The sequence below is a fragment of the Nannocystis sp. RBIL2 genome (assembly GCF_026626745.1).
Taxonomy (GTDB): domain Bacteria; phylum Myxococcota_A; class Polyangia; order Nannocystales; family Nannocystaceae; genus Nannocystis.
On sequence record NZ_JAPNJW010000001.1, the window covers coordinates 2,038,350 to 2,052,802 of the forward strand.

11 protein-coding genes are annotated in these 14,453 nt (G+C 73.5%); 7 read left to right on the top strand and 4 right to left on the bottom strand.

All coding sequences use genetic code 11. From position 1 onward, the window contains the following. Positions 1-86: 86 nt before the first annotated feature. From OV090_RS08030 to OV090_RS08050, 5 genes are all read left to right on the top strand, one after another. The gene (locus OV090_RS08030) at positions 87-1,202 is read left to right on the top strand and encodes a class I SAM-dependent methyltransferase (protein ID WP_267702929.1); all 1,116 of its coding nucleotides are present in this window, start codon (positions 87-89) and stop codon (positions 1,200-1,202) included. After that, complete coding sequence (locus OV090_RS08035) at positions 1,199-3,016, top strand: hypothetical protein (RefSeq protein WP_267702930.1); 1,818 nt, start codon at positions 1,199-1,201, stop codon at positions 3,014-3,016. The genes OV090_RS08030 and OV090_RS08035 overlap by 4 nt, the downstream gene beginning before the upstream one ends. A 972-nt stretch (positions 3,017-3,988) precedes the next feature. Beyond that, on the top strand, positions 3,989-4,354 hold the full coding sequence (locus OV090_RS08040; protein ID WP_267702931.1) for a hypothetical protein: 366 nt from the start codon (positions 3,989-3,991) through the stop codon (positions 4,352-4,354). Positions 4,355-4,421: 67 nt separating this feature from the next. After that, positions 4,422-5,555 (top strand): response regulator, encoded by a 1,134-nt coding sequence (locus tag OV090_RS08045; RefSeq protein ID WP_267702932.1) that lies wholly within the window; start codon positions 4,422-4,424, stop codon positions 5,553-5,555. 37 nt (positions 5,556-5,592) lie between these two features. After that, positions 5,593-8,388, top strand: a complete 2,796-nt coding sequence (locus tag OV090_RS08050) for an ADP-ribosylation factor-like protein (protein ID WP_267702933.1) — start codon at positions 5,593-5,595, stop codon at positions 8,386-8,388. Between the two features lie 58 nt (positions 8,389-8,446). Here the strand turns inward: OV090_RS08050 and OV090_RS08055 are convergent, their stop codons facing one another. The 4 genes from OV090_RS08055 to OV090_RS08070 form a co-directional block, all read right to left on the bottom strand. After that, positions 8,447-9,511, bottom strand: a complete 1,065-nt coding sequence (locus tag OV090_RS08055; protein WP_267702934.1) for an ABC transporter substrate-binding protein — start codon at positions 9,509-9,511, stop codon at positions 8,447-8,449. Positions 9,512-9,578: 67 nt separating this feature from the next. Continuing rightward, positions 9,579-10,892 carry a glycosyltransferase gene (locus OV090_RS08060; RefSeq protein WP_267702935.1) on the bottom strand — a complete coding sequence of 438 codons (1,314 nt, stop codon included), beginning with the start codon at positions 10,890-10,892 and terminating at the stop codon, positions 9,579-9,581. After that, positions 10,861-12,069, bottom strand: a complete 1,209-nt coding sequence (locus tag OV090_RS08065; RefSeq protein ID WP_267702936.1) for an MFS transporter — start codon at positions 12,067-12,069, stop codon at positions 10,861-10,863. The genes OV090_RS08060 and OV090_RS08065 overlap by 32 nt, the downstream gene beginning before the upstream one ends. A 190-nt stretch (positions 12,070-12,259) precedes the next feature. Further along, a complete protein-coding gene (locus OV090_RS08070; RefSeq protein WP_267702937.1) occupies positions 12,260-12,631 on the bottom strand; it encodes a hypothetical protein in 372 nt (123 codons plus the stop codon). Between the two features lie 207 nt (positions 12,632-12,838). On the opposite strand from OV090_RS08070, the gene OV090_RS08075 reads away from it, so the two are divergent. Together OV090_RS08075 and OV090_RS08080 are read left to right on the top strand one after the other, a co-directional pair. Continuing rightward, a complete protein-coding gene (locus OV090_RS08075; protein ID WP_267702939.1) occupies positions 12,839-13,648 on the top strand; it encodes a peptidylprolyl isomerase in 810 nt (269 codons plus the stop codon). Positions 13,649-13,965: 317 nt separating this feature from the next. After that, positions 13,966-14,334, top strand: coding sequence for a hypothetical protein (locus OV090_RS08080; protein WP_267702940.1), 369 nt, complete (start codon positions 13,966-13,968; stop codon positions 14,332-14,334). The last annotated feature ends 119 nt before the right edge of the window (positions 14,335-14,453 follow it).

Genomic DNA, 14,453 nt, shown 5'->3' on the forward strand with positions numbered 1-14,453 from the left:
CATCTTCGCCCGCCAATGATGCCCCTCCTTCCCTCGCCTCCTCGCAAAAATTCGTCGCTCTTCGCCAGCCACTGATGCCGCCCGCCTTGCCCACGCTCGCCGCGATCGCCCAGGTCCCCGACGACCTGGTCGCCGCCGCCGTCGCGCTGTGCCTCGACGCCGCCGCCCTGCCCGTCCTGCTCGGCGCCCTCGACCTCGACTTGCCGGCCCGCCTCGCCCGCGGCCCCGCCAGCCTCGACTGGCTCGCCGCAGAGCAGGCCGATCGCGTCAGCGACGTCGCCCTCGAGATGCTCCTCGAGCTCGGCTGCGGCTTCGGCCTGTTCGCCGTCCGCGACCGCCGCTACGAGCTCACCGTCCTGGCGCGCACCTTCTTTTTGGAAAACTCGCCGCTGCGCCTGCTCGGCCTCGTCGATCGTCACCGCCGCTACGTCGACGCGATCGGCGCTCTGCCCGCCGCCCTGCGCGAGACGAAGCGCGCCGATCGCCGCGTGTGGTCCCAGGCGGCCGATGCCAGCGCGCAGGCCGACTACTTCCGCGCCCGCGCCGCCTTCAACGAGGCCAGCCGCGACTACTTCCGCGACACGGCCTCCTTGCTGGCGCGCGCCCACTGCAGGCGCGACCTCCAGGCCCACCGCATCGTCTGCGACGTCGGGGCCGGGCCTGCGGCCTTCGCCGCGATCCTCAAGTCAGCCGCGCCGCACCTGCAGGTCCACGCCGCCGAGGTCACGTACAAAGATCCTGCTTACCTCGCCGCCACCGCCGACGACCTGCACGCCGCCGACCTCGACGTCGCCCTGCACGCGGTCAACGTCCTGCACGAGCCGCTGCCGCCGGAGATCGATCTGCTGACCGCCAACCGCCTGTTCTCCGGGCTCGATCGCAGCGGCGCCGAGGGCTGGGCCGCGCGCCTCCACGCCGCGCTGGCCCCCGGCGGCACGCTCGCCCTCGTCGACTTCTTCGCCACCGGCGACCCGGCCCACGACCGCTCTCTCGCCGCCCTCGTCGCCCAGTGGATGGCCTGGAACCGCCACGAGCTGCAGCGCGTCCCCCTCACCGATCCCAGCGACGACCGCCACGCCTGGGGCTGGAACCCGCCGTGGCGCTGCGACGAGCTGGCCCGCCTGCTCGCGCGCGTCGGCTTCCACGACATCCGCACGCGCAGCGTCGTCCCCCCGTTCGCCCTCGTCGAGGCCCGCAAGTGACCCTCGACTCCACCCCCGTCCGCTGCTGCGACGTCGTCTGCCGCGACCTCGCCCGCGACAACGTCCTCGTCTACGGCGTCCACAGCCGCGAGGCCCGCGTCGTCGCCCGCGCGGCCGCCGACGCTCTGGTGGCCGCGCGCCGCTTCCGTCCGCTCGCCGAGCACATCGACCTCGCCACCCGCGGCTGTCCGGCCGAGGAGGCCGCCAACATCCAGAGCGGCCTGCTCGCGCTCGCCGACGCCGGCATGTTCGTCTCCTTCACCGACCTCCGGCGCGTGTGCCTGCGCGACGACGACCCCCCGCCGATCGATCTCGTGGCGATCCCCAGCGCCGATCGCCCCGCCGCGGCCGAGCGCGCGGTCGCCTCGCTGCTCGCCGACGCCCGTCGTTTCGCGCGCGACCGCGAGGTCGTCGTCGCCGACGGCTCGGCCGATCCGGCAGTCCGCGCCGACTACCGCGCCCGCCTCGCCGGCCTCGCGCGCGCGCACGCGGCCCGCCTCGTCTACGTCGGCGAAGACGAGCGCCGCGACTTCATCGCTCGCCTCGCCGCCCGCGGCCACGACCCCGAGCTCCTCGCCTTCGCCCTCGCCGATCCCGAGCGCACCGGCATGGCCTATGGGACAGGTCGCAACGCCCTCCTCCTCCGCGCCGTCGGCCGCCGCGTCGTCTGCCTCGACGACGACGTCATCGCCCGCCCCGTCGCCCCGCCCGATCCCTTGCCCGGCCTGACCCTGTTCACCGGCGACGGCGAGGGCTACGACAACTACCAGCCGCAGGACATCTGGTTCTATCCCGACCGCGCCGCCGCCCACGCCGCCGCCCGCTGGTCCGCCGGCGAGGCCCTCGCAGGTCACGCCGAGATGCTCGGCCGACCGCTGCCCGCGCTGCTCGCCGCAGTGCCCGCGGGCGAACCGATCGAGCTCGACGACTGCCTCGATCGCGCCATCCTCCGCCGCCTGCGCGCCGGCCAGGGCCGCGTGCGCGTCACCTTCCAGGGCCTCCTCGGCGACCTCGGCTGGTACGCCCCGACCTGGTGCCTGCTGTTCGACCGGGCCAACCGCGAGCGCCTGCTCGCCTCCGAGGACACCTACCGGCGCGCGCTCGCCTCGACCCGCCAGGCCCTCCGCCTCGTCCGCCGCGCCACCATCGGCGACGGCCGCTACTGCCAGGGCGCCGTCCTCGGCCTCGACCACCGCGACCTCCTGCCGCCCTTCTTCCCCGTCGGTCGCTACGAGGACGGCGTGTTCCGCACCACCCTGCGCGCCCTCGACGAGACAGCGCTCTTCGGACATGTCCCATCGGCCCTGGTCCATGAGCCAGTCGCGGAGCGGGCCTGGGCCGAGGGCGACGTCTGGCGTCCGGGCGGCTGGGCCCGCCTCGGCGAGATCGTCGTCCAGTGCGTGCGCGCGGCCGCCTCGCCGACCACCATGGCGGCCCTCGGCGCCCACCTGCGCGAGCTCGGCCGGCTCGCCCCCGCCGACTTCCGGGCCTTCGTCGCCCTGCGGCTGTGGCGGCAGAAGGAGCTCTACGCCCGCCACCTCGAGACCCTGCTGGCGCGCCACGGCGGCGGCCCGGCGTACTGGGCCGACGACGTCCGGCGTCACCTCGACGCCCTCGCCGAGCACGCCGCCACCCGCGAATATCCGGCCCCGCGCGACCTCCTCGGCGAGGGCGGCGATCCCGATCACGCCCTCGCTCGCGCCCAGCGGCTCGTCGCCCGCTTCGGCGAGCTGCTCGTCGCCTGGCCCGACATCGAGCGGACCACCGCCGAGCTCGCCGACGCCGGCCACCGGCTCGGCGTCACGCTCGCGTGAATCGCCGCGTCTGCGGCCTTACCGCGGCCTTCGCAGCGCACCTCGCGTCGGCCCGAAAACGATGTCAGCGGCGGACAAAGCTCCGCGCCGACGGCGTCGCCCGCGGCCCGCACCATTCTCCCGCCCATGAGGGCACTGCAGCGAATCGCAGCAGCGCGCGCGAGCGAATTCGCCGTCGCGCCGATCTGCGAATACGCGCACCCGGCCGCCCTGCGCGCCGGAGCGGCCTCGTCGGCTTGCAAATCGCCGCCACCGCCCGGTCCAACCCCCGTGCCCTCCGACCCGCGCCCGGGAATCATCGCACCCATTGACCGCAGCAGCGACGGCGACGGCGCAGCGCCGCCGCCCCCGCCAGCGTCGTCTCGCGGCCGCGACGCCGGTGTAGGCCGCGCCGCCACCCGCGCCCGAGGCGATCGCCTGGTGCGAGGAATGTGGGCACGCCTCGCGCTCTGCCCACATCTCGCCGCCCGCATTGCCCGCCCCTCGGTGTTCACAACACCCCGCGATCGCCGGCGCGAACGATCGCCGCCCAAGGCGCGAAACAATCACCGGGCGCCCCGGCCGCCGACAAATCGCCGTCAGGACGACGATTGCGCGGCCCAAGGCAGACTGCGAGCTGTTTCGCCCGTCGGCGCAGGCGGCCGCGGACGCGCGCGTCCGCCGGATGCCACCAATCCTGTCCGCGCGAAAATCGCTGCCGAAGGCCAGTTCGCCCGTCCCCACAATGTCTGGACCCGCGCTGGGCGCCCCTCATTGTCGCTTGCGGGGGCGGCAGCGAGGCGCTTCAATCCTGCCGCAAGGTCACTCCCATCGTTTTTCCTAATCACATGTGTATGGCGATCGGCGACCGGACACCTGCTCTCTTTTTGGTTGCCTTCCAAGCTCGTCCTTGCGATGATGACAGCGCGTCGAATCCGATAGCGATCGCACCGGAACCGCTCACGCCGAGCGGTCCCGCCAAGGAGATTTGTCATGGGTAATACAGCGAATCAGGTCAAGAAGGCGATGGAGATTGACGGGGCGATCGCCGCGGCGATTGTCGATAGTGAGAGCGGCATGACCCTCGCGACCGCCGGCGGAAGCGCCGCGTTCGACATCGAGGTGGCGGCGGCCGCCAACACGAACGTCGTCCAGGCCAAGCTCAAGGCGATGAGCAGCCTGCGGCTCGCCGACGAGCTCGAGGACATCCTCATCACGCTCGGCAAGCAGTACCACATCATCCGCCCGCTGCGGCGCACGCCGGCGGTCTTCTACTACCTCGCTTGCGAGCGCAGCCGGACCAATCTGGCGATGGCGCGCCGCAGTCTGGCCGAGATCGAGCAGGCGACGACGCTCTAGCCCGGCCTGAAACGACGCGTCGGCGCACCGAGCTCGTGCGTCGGCGCCGGCACTGGAGGCGTGTATTTTGGCTTCGCTGTTCATCGTCGACGACGATTCGCAGTTCCGCAGCGCGCTGACGCGCGAGCTCGAAGGGCGCGGCTTTCAGGTCGCGTCGGCGGCCTCGGTCCACTCGGCTCTGGCGGCGCTGGCGAAGCAGCCGGCCGACGTCGTGCTGACGGATCTGCGGCTGGGCGGCCCCGACGGGCTCGACCTGCTCAAGCTGCTGCCGAGCGTGTCGCGACGGACGCGCACGATCCTCATGAGCGCCCACGCCTCCGCCCGCGATCACCAGATCGCCACCGAGCTCGGCGCGGTCGACATCCTCCTCAAGCCGTTCTCCTCCGCCGAGCTGCTGCGATCGATCCAGAAGGCGATCGACTGCGAGACCGGGTTTCAGGGCAGCGTCCACGGCCTGTCGCTCATCGACATGGCGCAGATGTTCCACCTCTCGCAGCGCTCGGTCACGATCGTCGTCACGCACGCCGATCAGCCGCCCAGCAAGATCCACTTCCGCCGCGGCGAGATCATCGACGCCGCCCACGGCTCCGCCTCCGGCTGCGCCGCCTTGCGGGCGATCCTCGCCAGCTCGTCCGGCACGCTGCACACCACCAGCCTCGAAGCGGACGTCGTCCCCACCATCGACGCGCCCTTCGATCAGCTGCTCCTGGCCAGCCTCAGCCAGCTCGACGAGGAGCAGCACGAGCACCGCCGCGCGGAGGTCGGCCAGACCGTGTTCGAGCTCGAGAGCATCGTCGACGACGAGCCCGCCGCGCCGCCGCCGGCCGAGAGCGCCGCGCGCCTCCCCGTCGTCGACGCCGCGTGCCGGCGCCTCGCCGAGTCGGTCGACGGCGCGCTCGCCTGCAGCGTCGTCGACCTCGCGCGCGGCGTCCTGGTCGGTCATCACGAGCGCCGCCGCGGCGCGGTGCCGCTGACGGAGCCTGCCCTGGCCGCCGCGGGCGTCGACCTGTTCGGCGGCCGCATCGCGCTCGGCCGGCTGCACGAGGTCCAGCTGACCGCCGGCGAGCACTACATCTTCGCCAGGCGCCTCGCCAGCCGCGAGTGGGCGCTCCTCCTCTGCACCGATCGGTCGATCAGCATCGGCCTCGGATGGGCGCAGCTGCGCGCGCAGATCGGGCTGGTCGAATCGCTGGCACCGTGACGAAGGGGACGAAGGGGACGCAGGGGAGGATCCGGACATGGCAGTCTTCGAACCAGACCGCGCGCGGATCGTCCTGCGCATCGTCTATGACGGGCCGGGCCGCGCCGGCAAGACCACCAACGTCGAGCAGCTCGCGCGCATCTTCGGCACCAGGCCCGGCGACGAGCTGCAGGTCCACCCCGCGGCCACCGGTCGCACGATCTTCTTCGACTGGTTCAGCTTCGACGGCGGCGTGCTCGACGGCCAACAGCTGCAAGTCCAGGTCGTCACGGTGCCCGGCCACAAAAGCCTCGAGCCGCGGCGCGCCCACATCTTGCGCGGCGCCGACGTCGTCGTGCTGGTGTGCGACAGCGCCGTCTCCGGCCAGGACTCGGCGCGCGAGATGCTCGACAGCCTGCGCGAGCACCTCGGCAAGAGCGCCGTGCACGTGCCGCTGCTGGTCCAGGCCAACAAGCAGGACCTGCCCAACGCCATGTTGCCGCACGAGCTCGGGGCCGCGCTCCGCCTCGGGCCCGACGTGCCGGTGATCGGCGCGCAGGCCTCCGCCGGCATCGGCGTGCGCGAGACCGCGGTCGGCGCGATCCGTGCCGCCGTGCGGCAGATGAAGCAGAGCACCGCCCGCGAGGGCCTCGACGCCCTCGCCGGCCAGGCCGGGACCGCCGAACAGCTGCGCGCCGCCCTGCAGACGATCGAGAGCATCGGCACCCACCGCAGCGCCGAGGACGACGCCCGCCGCGCCCCGTCGCGCTCGCAGCCGGACGAGGGCCGCGTCGTCTACATCCGCTCGGCCAAGCGGAGCACGCCGCTGGCCGGCGACGCCGACGCCCCGGCCCGCTCGCGCACGACGCCTGTCTCCGAGAACATGTCCGAAAGGCCCGCCACCGAGCGTCCGCCGCGGCTGAAGGTCCCCGTGTCGGCCATGTTCATCGAGCCGACCCCGCACGTCGAGCCGCCCGACATCCCCTCGCCCCCGGCCCCCACCGTCCGCCTCCCGCCGCCGCCCGTGCTCGCGCACGCCGACGCGCCCATCGCAGTCACCGAGCCGTTCGACCCCGAGGAGGTGCGCTCCGAGCCCGACCCGCCCGGCCACGCCCTCCCGACCTTCGCCCCCACGAGCCTCCGCGACCGCTGGCCGACCGAAGCGCTGCCCCTGAACGAGGAGCCGCCCGACGCTGCAGCTCCGCCGCAAGACGCCGACGAGGCCGCGCCCTCATCCGTCGCCCTGGACCACACGCCCGAGCCAGAGCCCGGCGAAACATCTCCGGCGCCCGGCGACGACCGCGACCCGGCCGAAGCTGCCAGCCCCGCTCCGCTGGCACATGTCCCCGAGGACAGCCTCCCCCTGGCCTCCTCCACGCCTGACCAGGAGGAAGCCGCGGCCGCTCCCATGCCGCCCGCACATGTCCCCGAGGACAGCCATCCTCCCGGCCTGCCTGCCCAGGAGGACAGCTCAGCCGCGGCCACCCCGCTCGCGTATGTCCCCGAGGACAGCCAATCGCGAGACCGAACCGCCCCGCAGGACCTCCCCGCCGCCACGTCGCCCGAACATGTCCCCGAGGACAGCCATTCTGCCGACGCGCCGGTCTCCTCCGAGCCTGGCCCAGGCAGCTCCTCGCCCGCGCCGGCCCCGTCCGAAGCTGATTTCGAGGGCAGTCACTCCTCGAGTGAGCCCCCGCCCTCCCTCTCCACCGAGGAGGACAACGCAGCCACGACAGCCGCGTCCCCGCCCGCCAACCTCCTCGAGGTCCGCCATTCCTCTGTCGAACGGACCCCCTCCGCAACAGTCCAGGAAGAGCCCTCGCCCGCCGAAGACGACACCGCCGCGACCGACCCCCTCTCTTCCACACCTATCCCCGAGGACAGCTTCGCCACGTCCCCCCCGGCAGCGGAAGGCGACGTCACCGCCTCACCCGTCCCCGAGGACAGCGTCCCATCAGCCGAGAGCGACGTCACCGCCCCACCTGTCCCGGAGGACAGCGTCCCCTCATCCTCCCCGGCAGCCGAGGACGTCGCCACCACCCCACCTGCCCCCGAGGACAGCGCCACCGAGTCCTCCCCGTCCGTCTCCGAGGACACCCAGCCGTCGCCCGCCCCGGACCCCGAGCCCGACGACCTCGCCGTTCCCCGCCCGGGCCTCCCGCCCGGCCACGTCTGGCCGGTGCCGGCCGGCCGCCACGTGCTCGAGCGACTCGCCGGCGCCCCGCTCGTCCGCGCCCGATCTGCCGGACATGCCCCCTCGAACATGCTCTACGAGACAGGCGGCTTCTGCCTGCGCACCCGCCCCGAGTGGCGCTTCGGCGACGACGAGCCCGGCCGGGCCGCCCTCCGCGAGCATGTCCGACGCGCCGCGCGTCTCGGCCCGCTGCTGCCCGTCGACACGGCAGTCGCCCTGGCGGTCGGCGACGGCGACCACGTCCTGTGGCACATCGTGCCCGACCTGCCCGCCCTCGGCGCCGAGCTGCGCAACGCCGCCGGGCCCGAGCGTCCGCACCAGCTCGCCCGCCTCGCCTCCGCCTACGCCACGGCCCTGCGCCTGGGCGCCCGCGAGGGCCTCGCGCTCGACCTCGACCCCCACGCCTTCGCCGAACAGGACGGCCGGTGGGTTTACCTCGGCGACCGCCTCGGCGAGCCCACCCCATCCTCGGCGCTGATCCACGCCCTCCTGCGCCCGCCCGCCGAGCCGCTCACGGCCTGGCTCGACGCCCTCGAACAAGTCCTGCCCACCGTACTCACGCGCGACGACGTCGCGGCCCTGGGCCTCGAGAGCGCGCTCGCGGGCTCCGAAGCCGCCCCCGAGGCCCGCCTGCGCGCGATCCTCGAGCGCTGCGCCTGAACCCGCCGGCGAACTCGAGGTCGGCCCTGGCCGCCTCGCCCTCGCGCGTCCGCGGCCGTCACTCCTCCTCGACCCAACCCTCCGCCGTCAGCCGCAGCAGCGCCACCTCATCAAAAATCACCGGCCGCCCCGGCTGCTTGCGCGGGCTGACCCGCATCAACGGACTGCGCCAGCGCCCGTCGAGCCCGTCCAGCGCAGCCAGCAGGCGCGCGCGCGTCGGACACGGCCCCGCCCGGCGCACCAGCTCGACCGTCAGCTCTGCCAGCGCCTGCCCGCCCACGCTCGTCCCCGTCACCTCGATCTGCGGCGCCTGCCGGGCCATCAATGCCCGGTGTTCGGCGATCGCCGGAGAATCTGACCCTTCGGCCATGTGTAGCCAGTGCGACCCGATCACCCCCTCGCCTGCCGCCCCGAGCATCGCGGTCAATCCGTCGACGAACCCGACCAGCCAGCGCGGCCGGAACCCGCGGCGCTGCGCGTGAAGGATCGCCGCCACCTCTTGCTCCGGCCGGACCACCGCCAGCACCGCCTCCATCCCCTCCGCCTGCATCGCCGCGACCGCCGGCTCGATCGCCTCCTCCGGGCCCAGCCAGCGTGATCGCTCCGGCGCCCGCTCCAGCCCCGCAGCGAAGCCAGCCACCCAATCGCGGCCGAACGCAGTGTCGTACGTGATCGTCCCGACCCGCGCGAGCCCGCGGACGTGCTGCCCGAGCGCGCGCCCGTTGCTGTGATACGGCACATTGGCCACGCACATGTTCGTCAGCGGCGCGTCGGCCATCGACGACGCCCCCGTGACCACCGCCAGATCGGGGATGTTCGCCGCTGCCAGTCGATCGATCACGGTCAAGTGCGGCGGTGTCCCGACGCACATCAAGAAGCCGAACACCTCGTGCTCCGCCAGCAGGCGCTCGACCACCGCCGGCGTCTGCGCGGGATCGTAGCGATCGTCGCCGACGATCAGCTCGATTCGGTGCCCGTGCACGCCGCCGGCCGCGTTGACCTCGGCGAACAGCGCCTGGGCCGCGACGGCGATCTCGCCGAACATCGCCATCGTCCCGGTGAGCGGCGCGTGGCAGCCGAAGCAGATCGGCTCGCCCGGCCGCAACGCGATATCCGCATTCATACTCATCCCTCCCGCCTCCGTGACCTGCGCGCGCACGACTCACACCATTTCGCTCCGGCTGTCGGCATCAGACCGCATCCCCGGGCCACGACTCCCCGCGGAGCCAGCGCTCGACCAGGACCACCCCGCGATCCCCGGCCTCGATCGCCTGGAGCTGCGCCTGGATCCGCCCCAGCGCCGCCGCGTACGTCCCCGCCAGCGCTCGCTCGAGCGCCCGTTCGAGCCGCCCCGTCTCGATGAATTCCGCCGGCGTCAGCGCCTCGCCGAGCCCGTGATGCTCCACCCGCGCAGCGTTACCCTGCGCGTCGTACGGGTTGAATTGCGGCACCAGCACCAGCGGCACCGCGTGCCACAGGCACTCCTTGATCGTTCCCATCCCGCCGACCGAGATCATCGCCGACGCCGCGCGCAAGACCGCGTGCTGCGGCGCCCACGCCACCACCTTCGCGTTGTCCGGCGCCCCCGCGGCCAGGCTGCTCGCCGAGTGGGCGTCGCCCGCGATCACGAACGACAGCTCCGGCCGCCGCCGCGCCAATGTCAACACCTGCGCCAGCAGCTCATGATGCTGCGGCCGCCACAGGCCCTGCGATCCGAGCGCGCAGTACACCAGCGGCCGCCGCAGCAGGAACTCCGCCAGCTCCGGCGTCACCGGCGACTCCATCACGGTCACGCTGGCCACATCGTCGTGACAGCGCGCCGGCAACTCGCGCGGAAACTCGAACGCGCGCGGGCACAGGATCAGTTGCGGCAGGCGCGGAAAGTCCGGCGCGATCGCCCCCTCCCACGAAAACTCCTCGCGCGGGAATGCATACACCCGCAGGAGCTCCTCCACATAACGCGGATACCACTCACCGGCCGCCCGCCGGCGCTCCTCGGCCAGCCGCGCCCACTCGGCATCCGCCGTCGCGCGGGCCTCCGCGTCCGTCCCCCAGCGGGCCCCGCTCACCAGCGGCGGCACCCCTGGTTCGCGGCCCTGGAAGCACGACGGCGACAACGATGCCGCCCGGATCTCCAGCTTGCGCGCCACGATCGGGATCGACACGTCGTAGGCATCGCCGAGGATCAGATCCGGCGCCGCCGCGCGGTAGACCTCGTCGAGCCCGCCGGCCAGCAGCCAGCGCACGCGCGCGTCGCGGCGCTGCTCCGCGTCGGCCTCGCGCGCTGCCTGATCCATGCGCGACCACGCCGCCTCGGCCGCCGCCGGAAAGACGTCCTCGAGGTACGGCCGCAGCTGCAGACCGTGCGCCTCGCAGAACTCGCGCCACCACGGCGTCAGCAGGTACTCGACGCGGTGGCCGGCCGCAGTCAACGCCCGCGCCAGCTTCAGCGTCGGCAGCACGTGCCCGTATTCACGCAGCGTGTGGATCAGGATCCGTGCCATCGCCAGCCCCCTCGTTCCTCGGCGACATCCAGCGCGACAGCGGCAATGCCAGCACCGCGGCGAGCGCCGCACAACCTGCCGCAGACCAGTACAGCGCCGCGTACCCGGCCCGCGTCGCCACCGCGCCGAGGCCGAGCTCGGCCGCGAAGCCGGCCACCGCCAGCGCCGCGCTCAGGGCCGCGCTCACCATCCCGCGGCCGCGGACCCGGTCGTAAAACGTCGAGTACAGCGCCGGCCACAACAGCAGGTGCCCCAGCCCCGTGGCGATCCCGAGCGCGATCATCCCCGGCTGCGTGCGGACCTCCGCCAGCCCGGCGCCGACGCCCACCAGCAGCAGCGCGCTGGCCACCACCACCGGCCCGCGGCCCAGGCGATCGACGAGGTGCCCCGCCGCCGCGCGGCCGAGGGCGATCACCGCGAAGTACGCGGTGAACAGCGGCGTCACGCTGCCGATCGCGCGGTGGGTCGCCAGCGCGGTGATGAACGACTCCTGCGCCACGAAGTGGATCGACAGCAGCGTGAACACCAGCACCAGCGCCAGCACGCGCGGCCGCGCGAAGTCCCGCAGGAACTCGCGGTACGGCGGCGCCGGCTCCTCGCTCACCGGCGTCGGCGCCGCTGCGATCGTCCGCACCAGCACGTGCAGCGCCGCCAGGCCGGCCAGCGCCTGGCACATCGTGGAGAAGCCCCAGCGCCCCAGCAGCCCCTCGGCCAGCCCCGAGCCGATCACGTTGCGCGCCAGGCTGACGAACGCGAAGTAATACGCCAGCACCTGCGGCCGCCGCTCCGCCTGCACCGACGCCACCACCGCCGCCACCACCCCGACGTCGAGGTGCGCAGTGCCGAGGCTCATCAGCGCCACGCTCGCCGCCAGACCGGCCACGCTGTCCGCCGCCACGCTCGCGCACGCGAGCCCGACCGCCTGCACCAGCGCCCCGCCGATCAGCATCCCTCGCAGGCGGTGCTGCGCCAGCCAACCCGCCAACGGCAGCGCCAGCACCCCGCCGAGGGTCGACGCCGCCATCACCTCGCCTATCGTCGCCGGCGAGTGGCCCGCGGCCTCGAGGTGCCCCGGCACGAAGCGCAGCGCCATCGAGGAAACGGGGCCCAGCGCGGCCGCGGCGAAGAAGCCGGCGAAGCGTGGGTCGCGCCACGGCAGCGCCGACGTCCTGGCCACATTCGCGACTTCGACCGCTCCCACCCCGCTCGGGCCCTCTCGGGCCAATCTCGCACGACCCCGGCGCCGACGCGAGCCGGGGCGAGAACGCCCGCGCCGGCGCCGGGACGCCGGCGAGCACCACCAGCGCGGGGTCGGGCGCCCGCGGAGTCTCCGGACGCGCAGGCGAATCTGCGGAGGCGCCGCCCTGTCACGATTGACCGGCCTCGCCGCCGACGATCGTCGCGCCCGTCCACGTGTACAGCTCGGTCGTCGGCGGCCCGAGCGGCGCCTTGTTCGGATCGGAGCCCGACAGGGCGAGCACCGTCGATTTGAACCATACCTCGAATTCGCCCGAGCTCGCGGCGTACGCCTCGACGTCGGCGCAATCGTCCATCCGCGTGACCACCAGCACCCACGGCCCGAACGGCGTGTCTTGAATGTGCCAGGTGTCCAGCAGCACCCCGTAGCGCCGGTACGCCGCCTCGGCCTCGGCGCGCCGGGTCCCCCGCAGGGCCGCCACGAATGCCATCAGTTCGCCGACCGGTCGGCGCAACGGGAATGCACGTACCGCGTAGGACATGCTCGCGAACGTAGCACCGGCCCCATCGGCCGCGAGCGCGGCGACCGCCCGCTGCGATCCACGTCGCACCCCGCGGGCCGTCGGCGCGCCCCCGTTGTGCGTGGCGTCGCCGCGGCCTCGCGTCCGCGCCCGTCCGCGACGTCCGCGCGCCGCTGCGCCGCTGCGCCGAGCTTGTGCCGCGGTCGCGCGCCGGGCATCGTGGCCGCCATGGCTTCCCGCGCGCTCGCCCTCGCCTCGCCCCTCCTCCTCCTCGCCCTCCTGCCCGCCTGCAACGGCGAGGAGAAGACCACCGCCGACGTCACCGCGACGATGGCCACCACCGACGCGACGACCACCGCGCCCGCCACCACCGACGGCGAGAGCGAGACCTCGACCGGCACCACGACCACGACCGCGCCGACCTCGACCACCACCGCGACCGAGACCACCACCACCGCGGCGCCGACCAGCGAGGGCACCACCGTCGACCCGACCGTCGACCCGACCGACGGCACCACCACCTCCACCACCACCGGGGTCATGCCCGGCTCCTGCGAGGGCGACGCGCCGCGGATCCGGATCTCCACCACCCTCGGCGACATGGTCGTCCAGCTCGACGCGGTCAACGCCCCGATCACCACCGCCAACTTCGTGCATTACGTCGAGACGGGCTTCTACGACGGCACCATCTTCCACCGCGTGATCGACGGCTTCGTCATCCAGGGCGGCGGCCTCCTGCCCGACCTGTCGAGCAAGCCGACCGACCCGCCGATCCCGCTCGAGGTCAGCCCCGCGCTCACCCACGTCGACGGCGCGATCTCGATGGCCCGCACCAACGACCCGAACAGCGCCACCTCGCAGTTCTACATCTGCGACGGCCCGCAGGACTTCCTCGACGGCCAGTACGCCGCCTTCGGCGTGCTGATCGAGGGCTTCGACGTCCTCGCCGCCATCTCCGCCGTCCCGACCGCCAGCGAGAACGGCTACGACGACGTCCCGGTCACCGACGTCATCGTCAACTCGGCCACCTGCGAGTGATCCATTCTCCGTCTGCGCGAAGGGACATGCCCCAACGGGCATGTCCCTTTGTTCATCTGCATCCCATCGATCGTCGCTGCGAAGGACCCCGCGGACCGCCCCCGCGGCTTGCGCTGCGCCCGCCGGGTCCCGGCCCTGCATCGCGCCGTGATCTGCGACGGCCGGGTCCGCTCGCCGCGTTGATGCAACTTTTAGCTGACAGGCGGAGGCGGCCGACTACCCTCAAAAGTCCAGGCTTCCTCTGCCGGAGGTCCTCGTCCTCACCCGCCCGGAGCACGCCGTCCGGAGCCTCGCCACGCCTCGAAGGAATCAGCGCCATGTCGAACCGGTCCCCTCGTCCCAGCGTCCGCGGATTCTCGTGCGGCGCGCTCCTCGCCACCATCGCCGTCTTTTTCGCCCTCTACGGCACCATCGTCAACATCGCCGAGGCGAGCCGCGCGCTGGCGGCCAGCAAGGAGTCCCTGGCGAAGAGCACGCGGATGCCGGTCGCGGCCCTCGAGGCGCGGCGCGCCTTCTCCGTGCACCGCCGGGCCCCCGCCCCGCACGACGACGCCCCCGTGCGCGCCGACTTGCGGGCCGCAGCGCTCGCGTCGTCCGCCCCTGTCCCCGCCGCTGCCACGCTCGCGACGGAGCGCAGCGCCGGCGTCACCGCGGCCAGCATGCGCCTCGGCGCCGCGCGGCGATAGTCGTCCGGGTTCGACGCGGGCGACGGCGCGCGAGACATGTCCTTCGAGCCATGTCTCGCGTCGGGCCCCCGATCCATCCCCTCGGCTCGCCGACCGCGCGTCCGCCCGACATGTCCCCG

What these genes read in the sequence shown, in the direction of transcription:
- OV090_RS08055 (WP_267702934.1), bottom strand. Translation starts at nt 9,511, where the DNA reads ATGAATGCGGATATCGCGTTGCGGCCGGGCGAGCCGATCTGCTTCGGC.
- OV090_RS08040 (WP_267702931.1), top strand. Translation starts at nt 3,989, where the DNA reads ATGGGTAATACAGCGAATCAGGTCAAGAAGGCGATGGAGATTGACGGG.
- OV090_RS08080 (WP_267702940.1), top strand. Translation starts at nt 13,966, where the DNA reads ATGTCGAACCGGTCCCCTCGTCCCAGCGTCCGCGGATTCTCGTGCGGC.
- OV090_RS08050 (WP_267702933.1), top strand. Translation starts at nt 5,593, where the DNA reads ATGGCAGTCTTCGAACCAGACCGCGCGCGGATCGTCCTGCGCATCGTC.
- OV090_RS08075 (WP_267702939.1), top strand. Translation starts at nt 12,839, where the DNA reads ATGGCTTCCCGCGCGCTCGCCCTCGCCTCGCCCCTCCTCCTCCTCGCC.
- OV090_RS08060 (WP_267702935.1), bottom strand. Translation starts at nt 10,892, where the DNA reads ATGGCACGGATCCTGATCCACACGCTGCGTGAATACGGGCACGTGCTG.
- OV090_RS08070 (WP_267702937.1), bottom strand. Translation starts at nt 12,631, where the DNA reads ATGTCCTACGCGGTACGTGCATTCCCGTTGCGCCGACCGGTCGGCGAA.